17 protein-coding genes are annotated in these 20,382 nt (G+C 61.4%); 10 read left to right on the plus strand and 7 right to left on the minus strand.

Annotated features, from left to right (window positions below):
- Positions 1 to 5: 5 nt before the first annotated feature.
- Positions 6 to 848, minus strand: coding sequence for a sugar phosphate isomerase/epimerase family protein (locus tag WKV53_RS06920; RefSeq protein ID WP_341403664.1), 843 nt, complete (start codon positions 846 to 848; stop codon positions 6 to 8).
- 106 nt (positions 849 to 954) lie between these two features.
- On the opposite strand from WKV53_RS06920, the gene WKV53_RS06925 reads away from it, so the two are divergent.
- From WKV53_RS06925 to WKV53_RS06940, 4 genes are read left to right on the plus strand one after another with little or no spacing between them, the layout of a single operon-like run.
- Positions 955 to 2,058: a hypothetical protein gene (locus WKV53_RS06925; RefSeq protein ID WP_341403666.1), complete on the plus strand. Its 1,104-nt coding sequence runs from the start codon at positions 955 to 957 to the stop codon at positions 2,056 to 2,058.
- A 40-nt stretch (positions 2,059 to 2,098) separates the two neighbouring features.
- On the plus strand, positions 2,099 to 3,100 hold the full coding sequence (locus WKV53_RS06930; RefSeq protein ID WP_341403667.1) for a sugar phosphate isomerase/epimerase family protein: 1,002 nt from the start codon (positions 2,099 to 2,101) through the stop codon (positions 3,098 to 3,100).
- A 43-nt stretch (positions 3,101 to 3,143) separates the two neighbouring features.
- A complete protein-coding gene (locus WKV53_RS06935; RefSeq protein WP_341403668.1) occupies positions 3,144 to 4,454 on the plus strand; it encodes a hypothetical protein in 1,311 nt (436 codons plus the stop codon).
- Between the two features lie 50 nt (positions 4,455 to 4,504).
- Positions 4,505 to 5,653 carry a Gfo/Idh/MocA family protein gene (locus WKV53_RS06940; protein WP_341403670.1) on the plus strand — a complete coding sequence of 383 codons (1,149 nt, stop codon included), beginning with the start codon at positions 4,505 to 4,507 and terminating at the stop codon, positions 5,651 to 5,653.
- Between the two features lie 89 nt (positions 5,654 to 5,742).
- Here the strand turns inward: WKV53_RS06940 and WKV53_RS06945 are convergent, their stop codons facing one another.
- Positions 5,743 to 6,192: a DUF6756 family protein gene (locus tag WKV53_RS06945; protein WP_341403671.1), complete on the minus strand. Its 450-nt coding sequence runs from the start codon at positions 6,190 to 6,192 to the stop codon at positions 5,743 to 5,745.
- A 10-nt stretch (positions 6,193 to 6,202) separates the two neighbouring features.
- A complete protein-coding gene (locus WKV53_RS06950) occupies positions 6,203 to 7,255 on the minus strand; it encodes a hypothetical protein (RefSeq protein ID WP_341403673.1) in 1,053 nt (350 codons plus the stop codon).
- Between the two features lie 160 nt (positions 7,256 to 7,415).
- Here WKV53_RS06950 and WKV53_RS06955 point away from each other — a divergent pair, with 160 nt between their 5' ends.
- Positions 7,416 to 9,122: an Hsp70 family protein gene (locus WKV53_RS06955; RefSeq protein ID WP_341403674.1), complete on the plus strand. Its 1,707-nt coding sequence runs from the start codon at positions 7,416 to 7,418 to the stop codon at positions 9,120 to 9,122.
- A 5-nt stretch (positions 9,123 to 9,127) separates the two neighbouring features.
- Positions 9,128 to 10,579, plus strand: coding sequence for a J domain-containing protein (locus tag WKV53_RS06960; protein ID WP_341403676.1), 1,452 nt, complete (start codon positions 9,128 to 9,130; stop codon positions 10,577 to 10,579).
- Positions 10,580 to 10,594: 15 nt separating this feature from the next.
- Here WKV53_RS06960 and WKV53_RS06965 read toward each other — a convergent pair whose 3' ends face one another.
- From WKV53_RS06965 to WKV53_RS06975, 3 genes are read right to left on the minus strand one after another with little or no spacing between them, the layout of a single operon-like run.
- Positions 10,595 to 11,251: a phytanoyl-CoA dioxygenase family protein gene (locus WKV53_RS06965; RefSeq protein WP_341403677.1), complete on the minus strand. Its 657-nt coding sequence runs from the start codon at positions 11,249 to 11,251 to the stop codon at positions 10,595 to 10,597.
- 1 nt (position 11,252) lies between these two features.
- Positions 11,253 to 12,278 carry a zinc-binding alcohol dehydrogenase family protein gene (locus tag WKV53_RS06970; protein WP_341403678.1) on the minus strand — a complete coding sequence of 342 codons (1,026 nt, stop codon included), beginning with the start codon at positions 12,276 to 12,278 and terminating at the stop codon, positions 11,253 to 11,255.
- A 10-nt stretch (positions 12,279 to 12,288) separates the two neighbouring features.
- Positions 12,289 to 14,472, minus strand: a complete 2,184-nt coding sequence (locus WKV53_RS06975) for a sulfatase/phosphatase domain-containing protein (protein WP_341403679.1) — start codon at positions 14,470 to 14,472, stop codon at positions 12,289 to 12,291.
- A gap of 107 nt (positions 14,473 to 14,579) precedes the next feature.
- Here WKV53_RS06975 and WKV53_RS06980 point away from each other — a divergent pair, with 107 nt between their 5' ends.
- From WKV53_RS06980 to WKV53_RS06990, 3 genes are all read left to right on the plus strand, one after another.
- Positions 14,580 to 15,020 (plus strand): DUF5069 domain-containing protein, encoded by a 441-nt coding sequence (locus tag WKV53_RS06980; protein ID WP_341403681.1) that lies wholly within the window; start codon positions 14,580 to 14,582, stop codon positions 15,018 to 15,020.
- Positions 15,021 to 15,122: 102 nt separating this feature from the next.
- Positions 15,123 to 16,517, plus strand: coding sequence for an ROK family protein (locus WKV53_RS06985; protein WP_341403683.1), 1,395 nt, complete (start codon positions 15,123 to 15,125; stop codon positions 16,515 to 16,517).
- A gap of 69 nt (positions 16,518 to 16,586) precedes the next feature.
- Positions 16,587 to 18,134, plus strand: coding sequence for a glycoside hydrolase family 75 protein (locus WKV53_RS06990; RefSeq protein WP_341403685.1), 1,548 nt, complete (start codon positions 16,587 to 16,589; stop codon positions 18,132 to 18,134).
- Between the two features lie 27 nt (positions 18,135 to 18,161).
- On the opposite strand, the gene hemW is transcribed toward WKV53_RS06990, so the two are convergent.
- Positions 18,162 to 19,247, minus strand: a complete 1,086-nt coding sequence (gene hemW / locus WKV53_RS06995; RefSeq protein WP_341403687.1) for a radical SAM family heme chaperone HemW — start codon at positions 19,245 to 19,247, stop codon at positions 18,162 to 18,164.
- Positions 19,248 to 19,384: 137 nt separating this feature from the next.
- On the opposite strand from hemW, the gene hemB reads away from it, so the two are divergent.
- Positions 19,385 to 20,368, plus strand: coding sequence for a porphobilinogen synthase (gene hemB, locus WKV53_RS07000; RefSeq protein WP_341403689.1), 984 nt, complete (start codon positions 19,385 to 19,387; stop codon positions 20,366 to 20,368).
- Positions 20,369 to 20,382: the final 14 nt, after the last annotated feature.

A 20,382-nucleotide genomic window follows, 5' to 3' on the forward strand; every position in this document is an offset into this window, starting at 1 on the left:
CCCGATTACTTCAGACACTCGCGGATATACGCGATGCCCTTCGTGTAGACTTCCTCAGGAGAGGGGAAGAGATCGCGCCAGACGCGTGTGGCGGCGGCCAGCTCGGGCAGGGCACGGCCAAAGGCCTCGATGGTCAGCCAGCCGGTGTAGCCTTCTTCCTTGAGCACCTGGATGCTCTCGCGGATCGCCGCGTGGCCGGTGCCTGGGGTGCCGCGATCGTTTTCGGAGATGTGCACGTGGCCGACGCTCTTGATGTATTTCCGCAGCGTGGCGGCGGGATCCTTCTCCTCGATGTTCGCGTGGAAGGTGTCGAACATCGTCGTGAAGTTCGGGTGATTCACCAGCGCGGCGTATTCGGCGCCCTGTGCCATGGTGGAGATGAGGTAGCACTCGAAGCGGTTCAGCCACTCGATCACGAGCTTCACGCCGGCCTGCTGGGCGTGGTCGGCCACCTCGCGGTGCACCTCCGCAGCCCATTGCCATTCATCGCTCGTCGGGCCATTGCCCGTGAACACGCCCAGCGGCTGGTGATAGGGGCCCATCAGGATCTCGGTGCCAGCGGCGTGGCAGGAATCGACGATGCCCTTGAGGAAATCAACGGCACCGGCGCGGTTCGCGGCCACGGGGCTGGAAGGGTTGTGCGCCTCGTCGGGAACCACGGTTACCGCGGTGGAGCGCAGACCCTGGTCGGCGAGGGCCTTGCCGACGACCTTGTAGTGGGCCGGGTCGGAGGAGAAGATCGGCAGCTCGACGCCATCGTAGCCGGCGTTTTTCAGGGAGGAGAGGAGGTGAAACTGGTCTTCCTGAAGGGCGGGGGTCCAGAGGAGCAGATTGAAGCCGATGTTCATGGTGGATTTCTGACTAAGGAGCCAAGCTCGGGAGGGCTACACATTTTTCTAGGGTATGTGATTTTGCTTCCGTTTTTGTGAGATTTTTTCTGAATCGCGCTCATCGATGAACGATCTTGTCCACGGCGAACCAAGCTGGAAGCTAACCCTCGACCGGGTATCGCTGTGGATTTCCTGCCGCGCCGGGCACATGGCACCGGTCGAGTTCCAGCTCGGCGAGAGGACCGTTTCGCCCTATGCGCTGGCTCCGTGGACACCGGACGAAGTGGACGCCGGGCTCCCGCCGTTGTTGACGGTTTTGCGCGGGGACTTCCTTTGCTTTCCCTTCGGGCCGCAGAAAAACGCACCTCCTCATGGGGTTTCTGCGAATGCCGAATGGAAGGTGATCGCTGGCGGCGATGACCGACTCCACCTCGCCATGGATGATCCGGATAGTGGCGGCTGGCTGGAGAAAATTGTCATCCTGCGTGAAGGCGAGACCGTGCTCTACTGTGAGCATCGTATTTCGGGGGTCTCGGGCGACTACAGCTATGGCAATCACCCGGTGATCGATTTCTCGCACCTCACCGAGGGCGAGGGCCTTGTCAGCGTATCGCCCTTCCGCTGGGGCTCCGTTTATCAGGGACATTTCTCAAACCCGCTCCAGCGGGAATACGGCATCTTGAAGCCTTCCGGGACTTTTTCCGATCTTCGTGAAGTGCCTCTGGCTACTGGTGGGACGACGGATGTTTCAAAGTATCCCTCGCGCCAAGGTTTCGAGGATCTCGTGATGATGAACAGCGAGCCAGCTACGGACGAGCAGCCATTCGCATGGTCTGCGGCAGTGCTCGATGGCTATGTGTGGTTCTCACTGAAGGATCCAGCGGTCTTCCCATCGACGATCCTTTGGATCTCCAATGGGGGTCGTCACGCCGCGCCATGGAATGGCCGCCACCTCGGCCGCATGGGCATTGAGGAGGTTTGTTCCTACTTCGCCGATCCTGTCGACGTCTCCCGCACCAATCCACTCGCCGCGGATGGCGTTCCGACGACGCGTCATTTCCGAAAGGATGAGACCGTTTCGCTGCGTCTCGTCCAAGCGGTTGCTGCTGTGCCGGACAAGTTCGGCCGCGTGACCTCCATCACTCCTGCCGGTCCCGGCAAGGTCGTGATCACCGGTGAATCCGGCGCAACCGTCGAGTCGGCCATCGACTGGAATTTCGTTCTCTAACATCAAGGCATCCGCAACCCAACATCTACCACCCAAGATCATGAAACTTCACAACGCCATGTGGCCCGGCCTGGTCGGGAAGGAACCCGGCACCGACCATCCGCCGATCTCGCTCGAGCGCATGCTCGAAATGACCGCCGCCGCCTCCGTCAATGGCCGCAAGTACGATGGCGTGGACCTGTTCCTGTTTCACCCGCACACCGACCCCGACGCTTCCGACGACGCGATCAAGGTGATGGCCGACCAGATCGCGGCGCACGGCCTGAAGGTCGGCTCGCTGGTGGCCCCGGTCTGGCCGGGCACCGTCGGCGGACCGGCTTTCGGCTCGGCTGATGATCGCAAGAACTTCGTTCTCGCCGTCGAGAAGGCCTGCCGCATCGCCGATATCCTGAAGGCTCACGGCGTGCGCGAATACGGACTGATCCGCATCGACTCCGCCGGTGGCGTGCACGATTGGGCAGAGGATCCTGTGGGCAATACCAAGAAGATCGCCGAGACTTGGCGTGAAGCGGGCAAGATCGCTGCGCAACACGGCGAGCGTCTCGCTGCCGAAGGTGAGATCTGTTGGGGTGGCATGCACTCGTGGAAGGCGATGATCGACACGCTGGAAGCGACCGGCATGCCGGAGACCGTTGGCTTCCAAGCCGACCTCGCCCACACCTACCTCTACCTCATGGGCTACAATGCTCCCGAGGCAGCCCTGCTCAAGGAAGGCTACACCGACGAGGAATTCTGGCCCGCCTACAAGACTCTCACCGATGCGTTGCGCCCATGGACCATCGACTTCCACGTCGCTCAGAACGATGGTTCCGTTCACGGCACCGGCAGCCACGACAAGACCGGCCGCCACTGCCGCGCCGATGATCCGAATGGCAAGCTGGACATCGCCAAGTGCTCCACCTTCTGGCTGCAGGACGCCGCCGCCCGAGGGATGAAGCACATCTGTTGGGACGGTTGCATGTTCTCCAACGAGATCCTCGAGGACGCCCGCACCTGGGAGACCATCCTCGGCAAGATGATCGAAGTCGACGAGGCGCTCTGAAGCGGCGGCCACTCCATTCACCATTCTTCAGGATCCATCTACCATGGCTGCCCCGACTTCAATTCTTGCGGAAAAACTGCACGAATATCCTCATCACGATGTCATCGACGGAGGATCGGATTCGATTCTCGATGACTGCCTCAATCAAAACGACGGGGTGCTGCAGCTTCTGCACCGCTACGCCGGCCGGACATTCTGCACACCGGGCAAACGTCTTCGCCTCGACGAGAAATCCTACTATCCGGACTACATGGGCGGAACCGGCCTCGATGAAGTCTGGATGTGCTGCACCGTGCCCATTGTGACCGGCGTCATCGATACCCGCACGGGAAAGGCGCCGTTCCGTGAAGGAGAAGCCCACGTTCTCACTCCGGGTGGGCAAGTCATCTCGCTCCAGGATCTGATCGAGACCAATCCTGAAGCTGTCATGGGAGAAAAGCTCGTGGCGGTTTCCCAATCCCTGTTCGGCAAGGTCACCTGGCCGATCGTGTCCAAGAAGTTCGACAACCTGAACCCCATTCCCCATCACCTTCACTGGTCGAAGTGGGAGGTTTACGATATCAATTCCTTCGATAACCCCGGAGTCAGCCCGTCGCACTACCACACCACGGCCATGGGGCTGTATCCGTTCGTCACCAAGGACCAGTTCCTTGCCTGCATGCAGCGTTGGGGTCAGGGCGAATACAACGGCGTGCGGCACTTGTCGTCGCACACGATGATGAAACTGGATGACGGCTTCGTGATGCCGAATGGCGTGCTGCACTCACCGACGGACCTTTGCACGCACGAGCTTCACGTCACGATGGACGAGCATTTCCTGGCCGAGGACCTGACGCTTGACGGAAGGATCGGAGCGGCCGATGCGTTCTACGCCTGCCGGGAAGAGGACTATCCGAAGGACCGGCACGAAGACTGGGAATACCTGGTGGACAAGTTCGACTTCGAGGCGAACCAGGATCCCGACTTCGTTCAGAAGAATTCGCGTCCGGCCATCACTGCCAAGGAATTTGCCGGCGACGGAGTGGAGGCACGGTGGATTGTTTACGGTGATTTCCTCGGTGACCAGAAGTGTTCCATTCTCCGTCTCACCCTTGCACCCGGAGCCAGGACGAGTTTCCGCCCGGAAAGCCCCGCGCTGTTCCACACGAACGGCGGACGCGGCCGGGTCGGAAAACTCGAAGTGCGCTATCACCAGGACATGAAGCTCGGCGAAATCTATCCCGAGATCGGATTCATCACCCAGGCCGCGCTGAATCGCGGTGGTGTGGAAATCGAGAACACGGGAGATGAACCGCTCGTGCTGACCTTCGACTTCCCGCAACACGCGCATTCCCAAACACCCGGCGCCGCATGACGCCGTTTTGAATCAAACATCAACCCAACAGACGCACCCTCTTCCCCATCATGAAAAAGCAACTCCGCATCGGCCTCATCGGTTACGGCTTCATGGGCCGCACGCACTCGAATGCCTATTCGCAGGTCGGCCACTTCTTCGACTCGAACCACGAAGTCGTCCGCCAGTCCGTCTGCGGCCGCGACGAGGCCAAGGTGAAGGCCTTCGCCGAGAAGTGGGGCTACAAGTCCTACGAGACCGATTGGAAAAAACTCGTCGCCCGCGAGGACATCGACGCCATCGACATCTGCACGCCGAACGACTCGCACGCCGAGATCGCGCTCGAGTGCATCAAGCATGGCAAGATGATCCTATGCGAAAAGCCGCTCGCCCTCGATGGCAAACAGGGTGAGGAGATGGTCAAGGCCGTCGAAGCCTCCGGCCTGCCGAACCTCGTCTGGTACAACTACCGCTTCCTGCCCGCGGTTAGCCACGCGAAGAACATCGTCGCAGCCGGTGAACTTGGTCGCGTTTTCCACTACCGTGCGAACTTCCTGCAGGACTGGACGATCTCCGAAGAGCTCCCGCAAGGTGGTGCCGGACTCTGGCGCCTCGATGCTGCAGCCGCTGGCTCCGGTGTAACGGGTGACCTGCTCGCTCACTGCATCGATACCGCGCGCTGGATCAATGGCGACATCGTCTCCGTGAGCGCGATGACCGAGACCTTCATCAAGGAGCGCGTCCACACCGCCACCGGTGAGAAGCAGGCCGTCACCATCGACGACGCCTGCGCCTTCCTCGCCCGCTTCGAGAATGGATCGCTGGCCATCTTCGAATCCACTCGCTACGCGCGTGGCCACAAGGCGCTCTACACCTTCGAGATCAACGGTGAACACAAGTCCCTCTTCTGGGATCTCCACGACCTTAACCGTCTTTCTTACTTCGACCACGGCGTTCCCGGTGATCGCCGTGGCTGGAGCAATATCCACTGCTCCGACGGTGATCATCCTTACGCCGGCAACTGGTGGGTGCCCGGCCTGTGCCTCGGTTACGAGCACTCGTTCATCCACGAGATGGCCGAGTTCCTCAAGTCACTCGATGACCCGAAGGCCGAGAAGCGCTACCCCGACTTCCGCCATGCTCTTGGCACCCAATACGTCTGCGACGCCGTCCTCGAGTCGGCGAAGACCGGGCAGTGGGTGAATGTGAAGAAGGCTTGAACTGAACTGTTCAGAATGCCACCGATCCGCATGGGCCGGTGGCATTCTTTTTCAGTGTGTGCCTTCGTTGCTCCTGCTCGGTTTGAACCTCACGTGATGGAGACTGGAATGCTTCGATCCCTTGCTCGTGCTTGAATCAGCATGTTGTGGTGGTTCTCACAGATGAGCCATGTCATCTGGCGGTCGATAATGTAATACTCGAAGCAGTGCATCTCGACGATCACCTTGATGATGGCGGCACCGTTCCCTTCGGCGACCCAATACTTGCCGTTCTCCTCACTGGCGAGAAACCAGTAGTTCTCGTCGACGCTGACCCGCTTCCGGAGTTCGGCGAAAATATCGGGCGGTTGGCAGGTCTCGGTGATGTCGGCGAAGCACGCGTGCAACCAAACTTGATTCAGATCCTGGCGGCCGCGCGTTAAGAAGCGCTCGGCGATGGCATCGAGCAGGCTTTCATGTTGGCCGAGCCGACAGAATCGGAAGTCAATTTCGGGGTGATCTTTCAACACTCCGGTGATGGCATCGCGTAGAGTTCTCATGATGGCTGGCTCAGTCCACCGGCACGAACTTCTCCTCTTGTCCACCGCGCTCCTTGAACTCCTTGTAGCGCCAGTCGAACTGATATTTCCGGCGGTCACCGGCGCTCCATTCGATGGTGAAATAGTAGCGTCCGTCCGATTGCCATTTGCCGGTCACGTCCTTGTTCTTCACGTCGGACTTGTCCTTGAAGAAGAGTTCGCGGGTTTCTGATTTCCATCGTGAGCCGACAAGCAGGTCCACCACTTCCTTCACGTCCTGGGGGCCGGTGAAGGATTCGATCAAGATCCTCTCATTCTCACCGCGATTCTGTTCCCACTTGGTGCCGTCCTTGGTGTAGATGATTTGCAGGTGCTTGCCATGGTTAGGCTTGGGGTCTGCGCCGAGATCCGTCGGATTCGCCGAGAAATCTTTCCCGTTGGCGACGAGTTCCGCGACCTTGCGGGTCACGTCCGCCGATAGATCGCCGTTGGCGTAGGTTGCCTTGAGGATGGTCACCTTGGGGGCGGGTCGAGGCTTTCCTCCTACCAACGTGCCGCCCTGTTGCATCGATTTCACCCGGCTGGCCACCTTGTCCATCTCCTTCTTCACCAGCAGGGCCTGGTCGACCTCACCTTTCTTGGTCAAGTCCTCGACCATGCGCTTTAGCTCCTGACCAAGAGATTGCTCTGCCTTGATGAGATCAGGCCGAATCTGCTCCGCCACCTTCGGGCGCTGCTCCAAATAGATCTTCTCCAGCCGGGCGATGGCCGGATGACTGGATTCGCCATCCGGGGTGCCGGATTTCTCGAACTCCTCCAACGCTTCCTCGGCTTCCAGTCGGTTGACTGTATTATCGGCCACCTTCGCCTCGTCCCGGATTTTCTCCAAGGCGCTCCGATACTTGTCGTCCAGCTCGGCCAATGGCGCCTGTGCCTTCGTTCGCAGGTCGTCTGCCAGCGACCTCTGGTAGTCCAACTCCATGCCTACCGAGGGAGAGAGTTTCTTTTCCTCCACTTGAGCCAGACATGCCGGACGAAGGAGCATCAGCAGGGGCAAGACAAGTTGCGGAACGGGGAGGTGCATGTTCTTCCGAAGCCTATCCCGGATAGGAAATCCGCTTGAAATGGTCAAGATCGCTGGGCGACACCGACACATGCCGGTGAGATCTCGTCACCGAACGATATGCTTTTACACATCTCGCCCGCGATTGCCATGATGCGGGAATTCCGCCAGCGTCTCGCCCGTGATCGGTATCGACCTCGGAACCACCAATAGCCTCGTTGCCGTTTTCGAGAACGGCCACCCGCGCATTCTTGCGAATGAGCTGGGGGAGGAACTCACGCCCAGCGTGGTGGCAGCGGCTGAGGATGGCCGGCTGTTGGTCGGTAGGGCAGCGAAGGACCGCATGATCATCGATCCGTCTTCGGGCATGGCCTGCTTCAAGCGGGACATGGGCACGCCGGCGAGGTATCGTTTCGGCGGGAAGGATTGGAACCCGGTCACCTGCTCGGCGATGGTCCTTTCCGAGATGAAGCGGATCGCTGCGCTGCATCTCGACATCGATGTTACCAAGGCGGTCATCACGGTACCGGCTTACTTCCACGACCAGCAGCGGCAGGCGACAATCGAGGCTGCCAAGATTGCCGGCTTGCAGGTGGAGCGCATCATCAACGAACCCACAGCAGCTGCGCTGGCCTACGGCTACCGCAATCCCGAGCAGGAAACGCAGGTGCTCGTCTTCGACATCGGGGGCGGGACCTTTGACGTCACCTTGCTGGAGATCTTCGACGGCGTGGTGGAGGTGAAATCGACGGCCGGGGAAAGCCGGTTGGGCGGGGAAGACTATACGGACGGCTTCTGCGAGTGGCTGGAGAATAAGCATGGCTGGGTGCCGGGCTTGGCCCAGCGCGGGAGCTGGCGGCAACGTGTCGAGGTCGCCAAGCGCCTGCTCGCGGTTCACGAGGTGGCGAGCGTCGCGGTCGATGGACGATTGGTCGAGGTCACCCGCGAGGATTTCAAGGAAGCCACCACGGCAATCACGGCGCGGCTGCGGCCGGTGGTGAGCCGCTGCCTGCGCGATGCAGGCATTTCAGCCGCAGAGCTGGACGATGTTCTCATGGTCGGAGGCGCCAGTCGCATGAGCGTGGTCAAAGACTTCGTGCAGGATCAGCTCAAGCGAATCACCACGATCAAGTTGGACCCGGACCGGGTGGTCGCGCTTGGTGCCGCGGTGCAAGCCGGGCTGTGCGCCAATGATGCCGCCGTGGGAGATATCGTGCTGACGGACGTGAGCCCCCATACCTTGGGCATCGCGATGGCGAAGGAGGTTGCGAGCGGCGGGGTCGACAAGGGCTATTTCGCTCCGATCATCGACCGCAATACCACCGTGCCGACGAGTCGCAGCCGGGTCTTCAATACCCTGCACCCGGATCAGGATCGGATAAAAATCGAGGTGTTCCAAGGTGAGGCCCGGATGACCAAGGACAATCAGGGGATCGGCGAAGTGACCGTTCACGGCCTTCGTCACATGCCGGGCCAAAAGCGACCGGGGGAGGTAGACGTCCGGTTTTCCTACGACATGAACGGCATCCTGGAAGTGGAGGTGACCGTGCTGTCGAATGGCCAGAAGAAGCATCTGGTGATCGAGCAGCGCCCGGGCACACTTTCGAAGCGGGAGATTGAAGAGGCCGTGGCCCGGATGCAGCCGCTCAAGATGCATCCTCGGGACTCGTTGCCAAACCGCGCCCGCCTCGAGCGTGCCAACCGGGTCTATGCCGAACTGGTCGGCCCGGCGCGTGAGCATCTCAATGCTGTCACCGATCGCTTCGAGGCCGCGCTCGAATCGCAGGATCCGCAAGCGATCAAGGAAACCGCGGCCGTGCTCGATAGCTTTCTGCGTGGCTTCTTCGAACACGAAGGAGAACGGCAGCCTGAACCCCTCGACGCCTGACTGTCATGCCGTGGACCACACTCGGTCTGGATCCCGCGGGCGCAACCGAACGGGATGTGAAGCGCGCCTATGCGAAGCTCCTGAAAACCTGTCGGCCGGATCAGGATCCCGAAGGATTCCGGAAGCTCCACGACGCCTATCAGGCCGCGTTGTATGAAGTTGAGTGGCGCGGGGATGATGGTGATGATCGCGGCGATGCCGGGGAGGGTCATCCCGGGACGGCTTCCAGCGAGATTTTCCGGCTCCCGACCTTCGATGCACCAGTTGCTCGCGAAGAAGGCGATGTGGCAGACGAGCCAGCATCCGAAGACACCTCGTGGGGTGCGAGCGGCACCTTCGGGTCGTCGCCCGGCCTGCAAGCGATCATTGATTGTTTTGATCGCCTGGAGTCGGCCTTTGCCAACGGTGGGAACGGCATTCCCGGTCTGGTCGAGCAGGTGGAGACCCTGCTCTACGAGCATCCCTCGGAAGTCATCCGCTGGGGCGGATTGATGCAGGAGGTGTTTGCCCGGCATGGCGATCATCCGGAACTGGTACTCAAGGCCGACACGATCCTGTTCGAACTCGAGCATGGGGGCGCTTCCGCCACTTTGGCAGTCGTTGAACGCCTCGATCGCAGGGGTGACTCGGAGGGGATCGCGAATCTCGCGAACCTGTTGCTTCAGAACAAGGGGCGCATCGCGACTTCTGCTGCGGGGATTGCTACTGCCCGTCTCGCCGGTGCGACGGCCTTTTGGGCTAAGGGCCGCACCGAGCGTCTCGCGGATTTCGCTTATCAGCATCTCGCCCGCGGAGAGCGCGACTTCCAGATGCAACTCATCGATCGCCATGTGGCGATGGCGACGATGCTGGTTTTGGTGCCGGCCAACTTGAAATCGTTTTGGCGGCAGCGGCTGATTCGACCCGCGGGCAGGGATGATTGGGAGGACGAGGAAAGCAAGGCGGCCATCGGGTGGCTGAAGACTCCCATGGCAGGACGCGGACCGTGTTTCGATACCCTCGTCGGCTTGCTTCCCGCGGACATTGCCGCGCCGGTCAAGGCTGCTGCAGCAAAGCGGATGGCCCCGGACTGGGAGGAGGCTGCGCCGGGGAAAAAGGCCACGAAGTGGGAGCGCAGCTCTTCCTCCGGCTATGGCATCAATCCTCCCGGCTGGTCATGGATCCTCATCGGGATCTTCGCGGTTAGGATCTTGCTCTTCTGTGCCAGCCAAACCTCGAGCCCGCCGTCGCCCTCGCCCCGTCTGAATTTCCCTTCATCGCCGGGGCAATACGATCCGGAGACCCAACGTCGCATCAAGGAGGGGGCCGAGAGAGTCCGCGAACTTCGGGAGAAACGCGAGCGGTCCAAGGACGCTGTTCCGAGCCCGCCTTCGCTGGTTCCGTCGCCCAAGTTAACGCCAGATCAAGAGCAGCCGGAGAACCCTCTGCTGAAGCAGTTCCAAAGCGGGAATCATTAAAATGCCAGATCACGGTCAAACGCTCCGGAACCATCGTTCCGGCAACTTCCGGCCGGAGTGATAGACGATATGCAGGACGCGCCGATGAGCTGGGGCACTGGCTTGGGAAGAGGCGTGGAGCAAGAGCGGTCGCATGAGTAGCACCTCCCTGGTCAAGGCAAGGCAGGGAACCTCGCCGTTGGCGGCGGCATGAGTCGCCGTCTCGGAGGATGGAATGAAACCCAGCCGGTGAGTTCCTGCGCTGATTCTCAACGGACCATTGGCTTCCCCGCAGTCATCGAGGTGAAGCCGCGCCGCGAGAAGTTCCTCCAGCACGTCGAGCGGCGGACGGGCGTAATGAACGCCGGACTTGCATGATGCGAGATCGTAGCCGGGCGAGGAGACCTTGTCGGCGAAGGGGAACATTAGATCCTGATGCCAGGCGACTTTCCAATTTGTGCCTGGAGTTTTATCGAAGGCGATGGCCTGAATGGCCACGGCGGACGAGGGGAGAATATTCCCGGAGACCAACTGCTGCTTCAGGGCAAGTGCGGCGAGTCCCACGGCTGCCAAATCGAGGAGGCAGCGCATACCGGCTGCGCCGTCGGTGAAGGCTTCACCTCGCAACTGTTCTAACAGATCCTCCCCGAGGTCGGAGCTGATCAGATCGTATCCGTCACGCGCGAGATCCATCTTACCACCCGGTGTCGAACGCCCGCTTGCCGATCATCTTGCCGGCCTCAAGATCAAGATGGGCCTGCGCGAGGGATGCGGGCGTGAGGATGCCGCCGTTTTCTTTCATCGTGCTGAAGATACGGCCCGCGTCGACAAGTGTGGCCACCTCCTTCAACAGATCGTGCTGCGCGATCATGTCCGGCGTCTGGAACATGGAGCGGGTGAACATGAACTCCCACGAGAAGGTCACGCTCTTCGGCTTCATGAGGCCGATGTCCGGCACGGTGGGCGACTCGACAATGGCGGTGATCTTGCCCTGGGGGATAATGGCTTTGGCCATGTTCGCCCAGTGGCCGGTGGTGTCGGAGAAACAGGCGATGTAGTCGACGGCAGCGATGCCGCGTTTGTCGAGCTCAGCAGTCCAGTCGATCGAGTGGTCGATCACGCGATGCGCGCCCATCCGTCGGCACCATTCGACGGTCTCCGGCCGTGAGGCGGTGGCGATGACCGTGTAGCCGGTGAGAGCGGTGGCGATCTGGATGCCGATGGAACCGACGCCGCCCGCACCGCCGATAATGAGGAGGTGCTTGCCCTTGCCTTCTTTCAGGTCGCCCGCGGACAGGCCGAGGCGTTCGAAGAAGCACTCCCAAGCGGTGATCGCGGTCAGCGGCAGAGCGGCAGCGGCGGCGAAGTCCAGCGAAGCCGGTTTCTTGGCAGCAAGACGCTCGTCCACCACTTGGAGTTCGGCATTGCAGCCGGGGCGGGTGACGTCCCCTGCGTAGTAGACCTGATCGCCCCGGCGGAAGTGCTTCACCTCATCACCCACGGCCTCGACGATGCCTGCGGCGTCCCAGCCGAGGATGCGCGGCTCGGTTTCCTCCTGCTTGCGGGCCTGCCGCTGCTTGTAGTCCACCGGGTTGACGGCCACGCCCTTGACCCGCACCAGCAGGTCACGCGGACCTGGGACGGGATCGGGGAGGTCGATTTCGACAAAGCAGTCCGGGTGATCGAGCGGGAGTTTTTGCGTGATGGCGATGGCTTTCACGCCTGCCTAACTACTTCACCTCCGGGGTGCCTGTCAGCTTCGCGATGTGGCTTTCCATCACCTTGGCCCAGATTTCGTAGCCCACGTCGTTCGGGTGGAGGTAGTCGGGCATGATTTCCTTGGCGAGGACGTTGTCGCCGTCGAGGAAGGCGTCGCTCATATCGAGGTATTGGATGCGGTCGCCGTCCGCGAAGTTCTTGATACGGGCATTGATCTGTTCATTGAGCTGGCGAAGGCCGTCTTCCGGTTTCGGGGCGCGCGGGAAAATGGAGAGAAGGAGGATTTTGGCGTTCGGCTTGCGGTCCTGAAGGAGGTCGAGGATCAGCTTGATGCCGTCGGCGGTCTGCTCCGGCGGGTCCTGGCGGTGGCCGGTGTTATTGGTGCCGATCATCAGGACGAAGAGCTTGGGATCCACGTTCTCCAGTTCGCCATTCATCAGGCGCCACAGGACGTGCTCGGTGCGATCCCCGGAGAAGCCGAGGTTGAGGGCTTTCCGGTTGCCGTAGTATTTGTCCCAGGCTTCCTTGCCTTTGCCTTCCCAGCCCTGGGTGATGGAATCGCCGATGAAGACGAGGTCGTGGCCGCCTTCCTTGGCGAGCTTCACCTTGTTCTCGTGGCGGGGTTTCCACCAGTTCTCGTTGAAGCGGGTGGCCGGGATGGTCGATGGGCTCACGTGGTAGTCGCGGCGCTCCTGCTCGTAGGTCTTCTTCATCTCCTCCAGCACGGTCGCGTAGGCGGGATCGTCGTGGACGGATTTCAGTTCCTGCGGATCCTTTTCGAGATCGAAGAGGTTCCACTCCTTGGTGGAGGGGAAATACATCAGCTTGTAGCGGTCGGTGCGGACGCCGTCGTGCGGGGCGACGTGGTGGGTGCGCTCGCCACTATAGAAATAGTAGATCGCTTTCCGCCAATCGGCCGGCGTCTCGCCCTTCAGCACGGGCAGCAGGCTCTTGCCCTGGATGCCGGCGGGGATGGGGACGCCGGCGGCTTCGAGGAAGGTCGGGGCGTAGTCAATATTCTGGATCAGTGTCTGATTGCGGGTGCCGGGCTTCACGACGCCGGGCCAGCGGGCGATGAAGGGCATCGAAAGGCTTTCCTCAAACATCCAGCGCTTGTCGAACCAGCCGTGCTCGCCGAGGTAGAACCCTTGGTCGGACGAATAGATCACCAGCGTGTTCTTCGCGAGACCGGTCTTGTCCAGGTAGTCGAGCACGCGACCGACGTTTTCATCCACGGCGCGGACGCAGCGCAGGTAGTCCTTCACATAACGCTGGTATTTCCAGCGGGTGACGTCGTCGGGCTTGAGCTTGCCAGCCTTCATGTCGGCGAGGAAGGCCTCGTTTTCCGGGTCGCGCACCTCGTCCCAAGCTTGCTTCTGCTCGTCGGTCATGCGGCGGTATTCGCCGTTGGGGCTCTCGCTGGTGAAGAAGTCAGGATACTGGTTCTCGCCCTTGAACTTCATGTCGGCACCCCAGGAGAGGTTTTTGGCGACCATCATCTGCTGCTCCTTGAGGGTGCTACTACGCCCCTCGTAATTGTCGAAAAGCGTGGCGGGCTCGGGGAAGCTGACCTCCTTGTAAAGCTCCATGTGCCGGAGGGCAGGCATCCAATTGCGATGCGGAGCCTTGTTCTGGCACATCAGCACGAAGGGCTTTGACTTGTCCCGGCTCTCCAACCAGGCGATCGCCTTGTCGGTGATGATGTCGGTGCAGTAGCCTTCTTCATGCTTCCGGCCCTCGGGACTGATGAAGTCGGGGTTATAGTAGTTCCCTTGCTCGGGAAGGATGTCCCAGTGGTCGAAGCCAGTCGGGTCGGTGGCGAGGTGCCACTTTCCGATGATCGAGGTTTGGTAGCCGGCTTTCTGAAGGAGCTTGGGGAAGGTCGTCTGGCTGCCATCGAAGCGGGAACCGTCATTGTCAGGGAAGCCATTGATATGGCTGTGCTTGCCGGTGAGGATGGTGGCGCGGGAAGGGCCGCAGATCGAATTCCCGCAGTAGGAGCGGGTGAAGACCACGCCGTCCTTCGCGATGCGGTCGATGTTCGGCGTGGGTGCCAGGTCCTTCAGCGGGCCGCCGTAGGCGGAGATGGCATTCAGAGCATGGTCATCGGAGAAGAGGAACAGGATATTCGGCTTGTCCGCGGCGAAAAGCGCGGGGGCCAGGGCGAGGGCGGCAAGCAGGAGCAACGGGCGCATGGGGTGGAGGATACGGAATGAAGTCGTGAATCTGGCAAGTGCAAGCGAGTGGTCCGGACAAGCGACCATTTGACGAAAGCGGGCAGCGTGGCTTTTCTTATCAGACTATGACATACGTTCCTCTCATTAGCACCGGCACCGCCGGTCCGCTTGGCGTGCTCCACCTGCCCCGGCTTTGGCTCAAGGTGTCGCTTGAGGCCCGCGGCATGCTGGCCGATGGCTACCCTGGAGCGGGCAAGGGCTACGACCAGATGGTCATCGATGGGCTGGGCCTCGAGCGCGAGGCCGTGATTTCCTACATCTCCAGCGAGCGTCCCACCTACCCGCAGTTCGAAGCCTGGGTGAAGGCTCAGCCGGGCGCGAAGCTTGATGCCGCCACGATCAAGGCGCTCAATTCCTCCATTCTCGGTTACATCCACTCGGATGAGACGCGGAAGAAGGTCATGGCCGCGAATGGCCTGCCAGACGACGTCAATGCACCGAAAGACGCGGTGAGTATCAACAACTTGGACGACTGGCAGGAATTCCATGCCGCGGTCCTGAAGTAGGTGCACCCTAGAGAATTAAAGGGGTAATGCGCAAAACCGGGGACGCCCTGCGCATTACCTCATTTTCTTCGGCCTCCATTTGCCGCTCTATCTCAGTTATCCATGACGGTTACCGCACCCCGCCTTTCTGAATTGCCCGTCTCCTGCGTTCCGGTGCTCGATCCGGACTTCCTGCCCGCCGTCCTCTGGAACCGTGCTTACCGTGAGATGGCCGCTGGTGGACGGATGCTGGAGCTCGCGCTGGTCCGTCAGGATGGGACGGCCTTCCGTTGGTCCTCGCCGGTGCTGGCAAATACTCCGGAAAACGTCCCGCTGACGCTGCGCTACATCGAGCGCGTGCTGAAATTCCTGCTCTGGCAGAAGGGTGGCAGCCGCGTGCTGATCGCCGGTGCGCCGGAGCTGGTGCCCGCACTGGAGGAGATCTATGGGCCGGGTGGGGCACGTGAGTTCGACTGGGCTTTCATCGGCACGAAGATCTTCGGTGAGCCGCTGAGTTTTACCGCGGTGGAGGTGGCTGATTTACCCTCCGAGTGCGGCGACGCGATGGCTCTGGGCCGTCATCTGGATGGTTGCCGCATCGGCTTCGACCTCGGTGGCTCGGACCGGAAATGCGCCGCGGTGATCGATGGCGAGGTGGTTTTCTCAGAGGAGATCGTTTGGGATCCCTATTTCCAGAGCGACCCGGCGTATCACATCGAGGGCGTGCAGGACTCGCTGCAACGCGCCGCCGCGCATCTGCCGCGGGTGGATGCGATCGGTGGCAGCTCGGCTGGCGTGTATGTGAACAATGAGGTGCGCGCCGCTTCGCTATTCCGGGGCGTGAGCGAGGCGGACTTCGAGAGCCGGATCAAGGGTATGTTCCTGGAGCTGAAGGATCGGTGGAGTGGTATTCCTTTCGAGGTCGTGAACGACGGCGAGGTCACCGCGCTCGCCGGCTCGATGGCACTCCAACAGAATGCCGTGCTGGGCGTGGCCATGGGCACCAGCGAGGCAGCCGGCTATGTGGATCCCGGCGGCTCGATCCGCCCGTGGCTGAATGAGCTCGCTTTCGCGCCGGTGGACTATCGTGAAAATGGTCCGCGCGACGAGTGGAGCGGCGATGAAGGTTGCGGCGTGCAATTCTTTTCGCAGCAGGGTGTGGCTCGGCTCGCCAAGGCTGCTGGCTTTGACTTCGGAACCATGCCTTTTCCCGAGCAACTCGTGGAGGTGCAGACGGCGATGAAGGCGGGGGATGACCGGGCGCGGAAGATCTATCAGACGATCGGCACCTGCTTCGGGTATGCCATCGCGCACTATGCGGACTTTTATGAGATCGGCAGCCTGCTGATCCTTGGCCGTGTGACCTCGGGTGAGGGCGGTTCGATCATCATCGAGGAAGCCGAGAAGGTGCTGGCCACGGAGTTTCCCCAGCTGAGCATCCAGCTGGTGGTGCCGGACGAAAAGACCAAGCGCCACGGACAAGCGGTCGCCGCGGCGAGCTTGGCGGCATTGACTTGATTTGGAGTCAGTTTCTTTTTGCCCTGTCTCCGCTTGGAAGTTTGCGCCGGCCGCTCGTAGTATCCGGCCATGAGTTCCGGCGATCCGAATCACATCGAAGGCCTGCGCCGCCCACCGTCGAAGGGGGGCTTTCCGTGGCTGCGGGCGTCGGCGTTCATCATCGTGGTCGCCGGTGCGATTCTTCCGTTCACGCCGCCCGGCCAGAAGATCCTCCGCGGCGTGAAGCATTTGGTCCAGTCACCGCCGCCGCCCGCGACCGTGGTGGAGAACAAGGTGGATGATACCCAGGACCGTATCCGCGATGTGGAGGCCAAGCACCGCCAGCAGATGGAAGAGCTGGAAGCGAATTATCAACGGGACCTCGCCAGCCTGAAGAAGCAGGCAGAGGACGCCGAGCGTCGAGCCAATGCTCCGGAGGCCCCGCTCTCCGCCCACACCGCGCAGAATGGTGGCGATGTCCGCACGCTGCGCTCCGGCATTCCCTTCAAGTCCGAGGTGAAGGTCGACAAAGGCGGCATCGCTTCGATCGAGCGCAAGGACGACAACTCCTACACTGCCGAATACAAGCTCACCATCCGCGTGCCCGAGCCCTCGAAGACGCTGGAGCAACTGCAGACCGTCAATCCGCATCTCTCCAAGCTCCTGCCCGGGCTTCCGGGAATGATGGAAAAATCAGAAGTTTCCCGTTGGTTCTATGATCTTTATGATCGGAAGACGCGAAGCCTTCGGGAGGACGCCACGAAGCTCAACGAACTCCTGACCAAGCACAACTACTACGACTGCGAGACGATGCTCAATCTGACGCATCCGCAGAGCGGACGAAAGATCTTCCTGCTCCAGGCAGAAATGGATGTGGTCTCCGATGGCTCCGATGGCGACCGGCTGCCGACGATGCCGGATGAGATTGTCAATTCCCCCAACTACCAGCCCTACACGAGCTACGGCTGGCCGAAGAAGACGACCACGGCGAACCCGATGATCGCAGGCTTCGAAAGGCGGATCGCGAATGCCAACAAGGAGCTCGCCGGTTCTTCGACCGCCGCCGACCGCAAGGCCTGGCTGCGCACCCGGATTGCCGAGCTCAAGCGGGGTATCGACGATATGAAGGCGCGCAGCTTCCTGATCGCGGAGTATGACCCGTTCATCGTCATCCCTACCTCCCTCCTTTCCGGGCGGGAGCCGTTCTCGCCGAAGGTGGGCGATTACGCCGTGGTGGTGCACGGGGAGAAGCTCTACCCGGCAATTGTGGGCGACGGTGGTCCGACCTTCAAGGTGGGGGAGGCTTCGTTGAGGATCGCGAAGCAGATCAATGCCCGGTCCTCATCCTACAGCCGGCCTGAGTCCGATCTCACGGTGACGTATCTGGTGTTTCCGGGATCCCGCGACGAGGCCAAGGGTCCGCCGGACTATGAGAAATGGCGCACTCGCTGCGAGGAACTGCTGAAGGATTGCGGAGGGCTGGGTGAAGGGGTGGAACTGTATCGCTGGGAGAATCTTTTGCCTGACCTTACACCGCCGACTCCCAATCCTGCGCCAACGCCTGCGGGGAATTCGGCCCCGCCCCCTGTGCCGGCACCTTCGGGGACACCGGAACCTGCGCCAGCTCCGGAACGCTAGCTGCTAGGGCTTCCCGGGGCTTGGCGCCTATGCCAGCTCACCGGCGATGGGATCCACGAGGGGTGAGCCCTCGCGGGTCAACACCAAGGAATCGCCGCGCACCTCCGCCAGACCGTGATCTAACAGACGCTCGACCGCCGCGTTGTCTACCAACTTCAGCGGCACGCCTTCCACGGTGCGCAGCATCAGCGCGATGCGTTCCAAGCGGCGTTGTTCAGCATCCAGCGATTCGCTTTCCACCACGGCATTGCCGAGTGAGCTGATCATGCGAACGTAGCCCGCAGTATCGGAGAGGTTCTTCGTCCGGATTCCGCCCAGTGTCGAAACGGCTGAGGGGCCGAGGCCAAGGTAGTCTTCGCCGCGCCAATAGCCGCGATTATGCGAGGAGTGGAAACCCGGCTGGGCGTAGTTTGAAGTCTCGTAATGCTCGAAGCCAGCAGCGCTCAGCAGATCGTGGGCGAGGAAGAACTGCGTGGCGTCGCGATCCTCGTCGGCGTCCATGTCGCCACGCTTCAAGCCCTCGAAGAAGGCGGTGTCTTCCTCGTAGGTGAGATTGTAGGCGGAAATATGGTCCGGCTTCAGGGAGATCGCGGTTTCCACGGTCCGCCGCCAGTCGTCATGGGAGAGGCCGGGGATGGAGAACATCAGGTCGATATTCACGGCGGGCATCCCTGCTTCGCGGAGCACCTTCACCGACTCTGAGGCCTGCGCAGGATCGTGCTCACGTCCGAGTGTTTCCAACACGTGCGGCGCGAATGACTGGATGCCGAGCGAGACGCGGGTCACTCCTAGCTCGCGGAAAAGTCGCGCCTTCGCCACATCGAAGGTGGCGGGATTCGCCTCCATGGTCACTTCATCTAGCGACCGGAGGTCCAGGATTTCGCCCAGCCCCCCGAAGAGCTTCCGGAGATGGGTGGGGGAGAGCATGGAGGGCGTCCCGCCGCCGAGGTAGAGCGTGCGCGGCTTTTCCTCCAAGCTGGCGATCCTTCCTCGGGCTTCATCTAACAACGAATCAACGAACGCGCCGATGGGCGTGTCGCCCGGCGTGTGCTTGTAAAACGAGCAATACGGGCAGACCCGGTGGCAGAAGGGAATGTGGAGATAGAGGAGCATCGGGCCCGGCGGGCGGCGGAAGAGAGCACGCCCGCAGTGAGATGGCCAGTGTCCGGGCGCGAAATGCCCTTTGCAAGTCCGGCAGGGGCGGGAAACATGGGGCGGGTTCGCCCGACCACCTTTACCGACGCACCACGATGCACATCCGTCCTCGCCGCAACCGTCGCACCCCGGCGATCCGCTCGCTGGTTCGCGAGAATGTTCTCACCCCGGCGGACTTCATCCTGCCGCTGTTCCTCCATGAGGACGCAGTGAACACGCCCATCGCCTCGATGCCGGGCGTGACGCGCTGGTCGCTGGAGGGATTGGTGAAGGAGGCGGGGGAAGCGCATGCGCTGGGCGTCCCGGCGGTGGTGCTGTTTCCGAAGATCGAGGAGGGCCTCAAGACCCCACTGGCCGAGGAATGTCACAACGATGACGGTCTGGTCCCGCGAGCGATCCGCGCGCTTAAGGCGGCGCACCCGACGCTCTGCGTGATCACGGACGTGGCGCTCGATCCCTACAATTCGGACGGCCACGACGGCGTGGTGCAGCGCGACGAACGGGGCGAGCTGCAGATTCTCAATGACGAGACCGTGGAGATTCTCTGCCAACAAGCTCTCTGCCACGCCCGGGCGGGAGCCGATATCGTCTCGCCCAGCGACATGATGGATGGCCGGGTTGCCGCCCTGCGCTCGGCGCTGGATGCGGACGGCTTCGACCAGGTTTCGATTCTCAGCTACTCGGCGAAGTATGCCTCGGCCTTCTACGGTCCGTTCCGTGGTGCGCTCGATTCCGCGCCGAAGGAGGGCGACAAGAAGACCTACCAGATGGACTGCGGCAATGCCCGCGAGGCGATCCGTGAGGTGATGCTGGATGAAGCTGAGGGCGCGGACATGGTCATGGTGAAACCGGCCGGTCCGTATCTCGACATCATCGCCCGAGTGCGTGAAAGCACTACGCTACCCGTGGCTGCCTATCAGGTCAGCGGCGAGTATCTCATGATTGAGAGTGCTGCTGCTGCGGGCTGGGTCGATGGCAAGGCTGTCGCGCTGGAGAGCCTGATGGGCATCAAGCGAGCAGGCGCGGACATGATCCTCACCTACTACGCCAAGCGCGCTTCGGAGTGGCTCAAGGCATAAGGAAAAAAGGCGTG

Origin of the sequence: Luteolibacter sp. Y139, assembly GCF_038066715.1 — a bacterium.
Taxonomy (GTDB): domain Bacteria; phylum Verrucomicrobiota; class Verrucomicrobiia; order Verrucomicrobiales; family Akkermansiaceae; genus Haloferula; species Haloferula soli.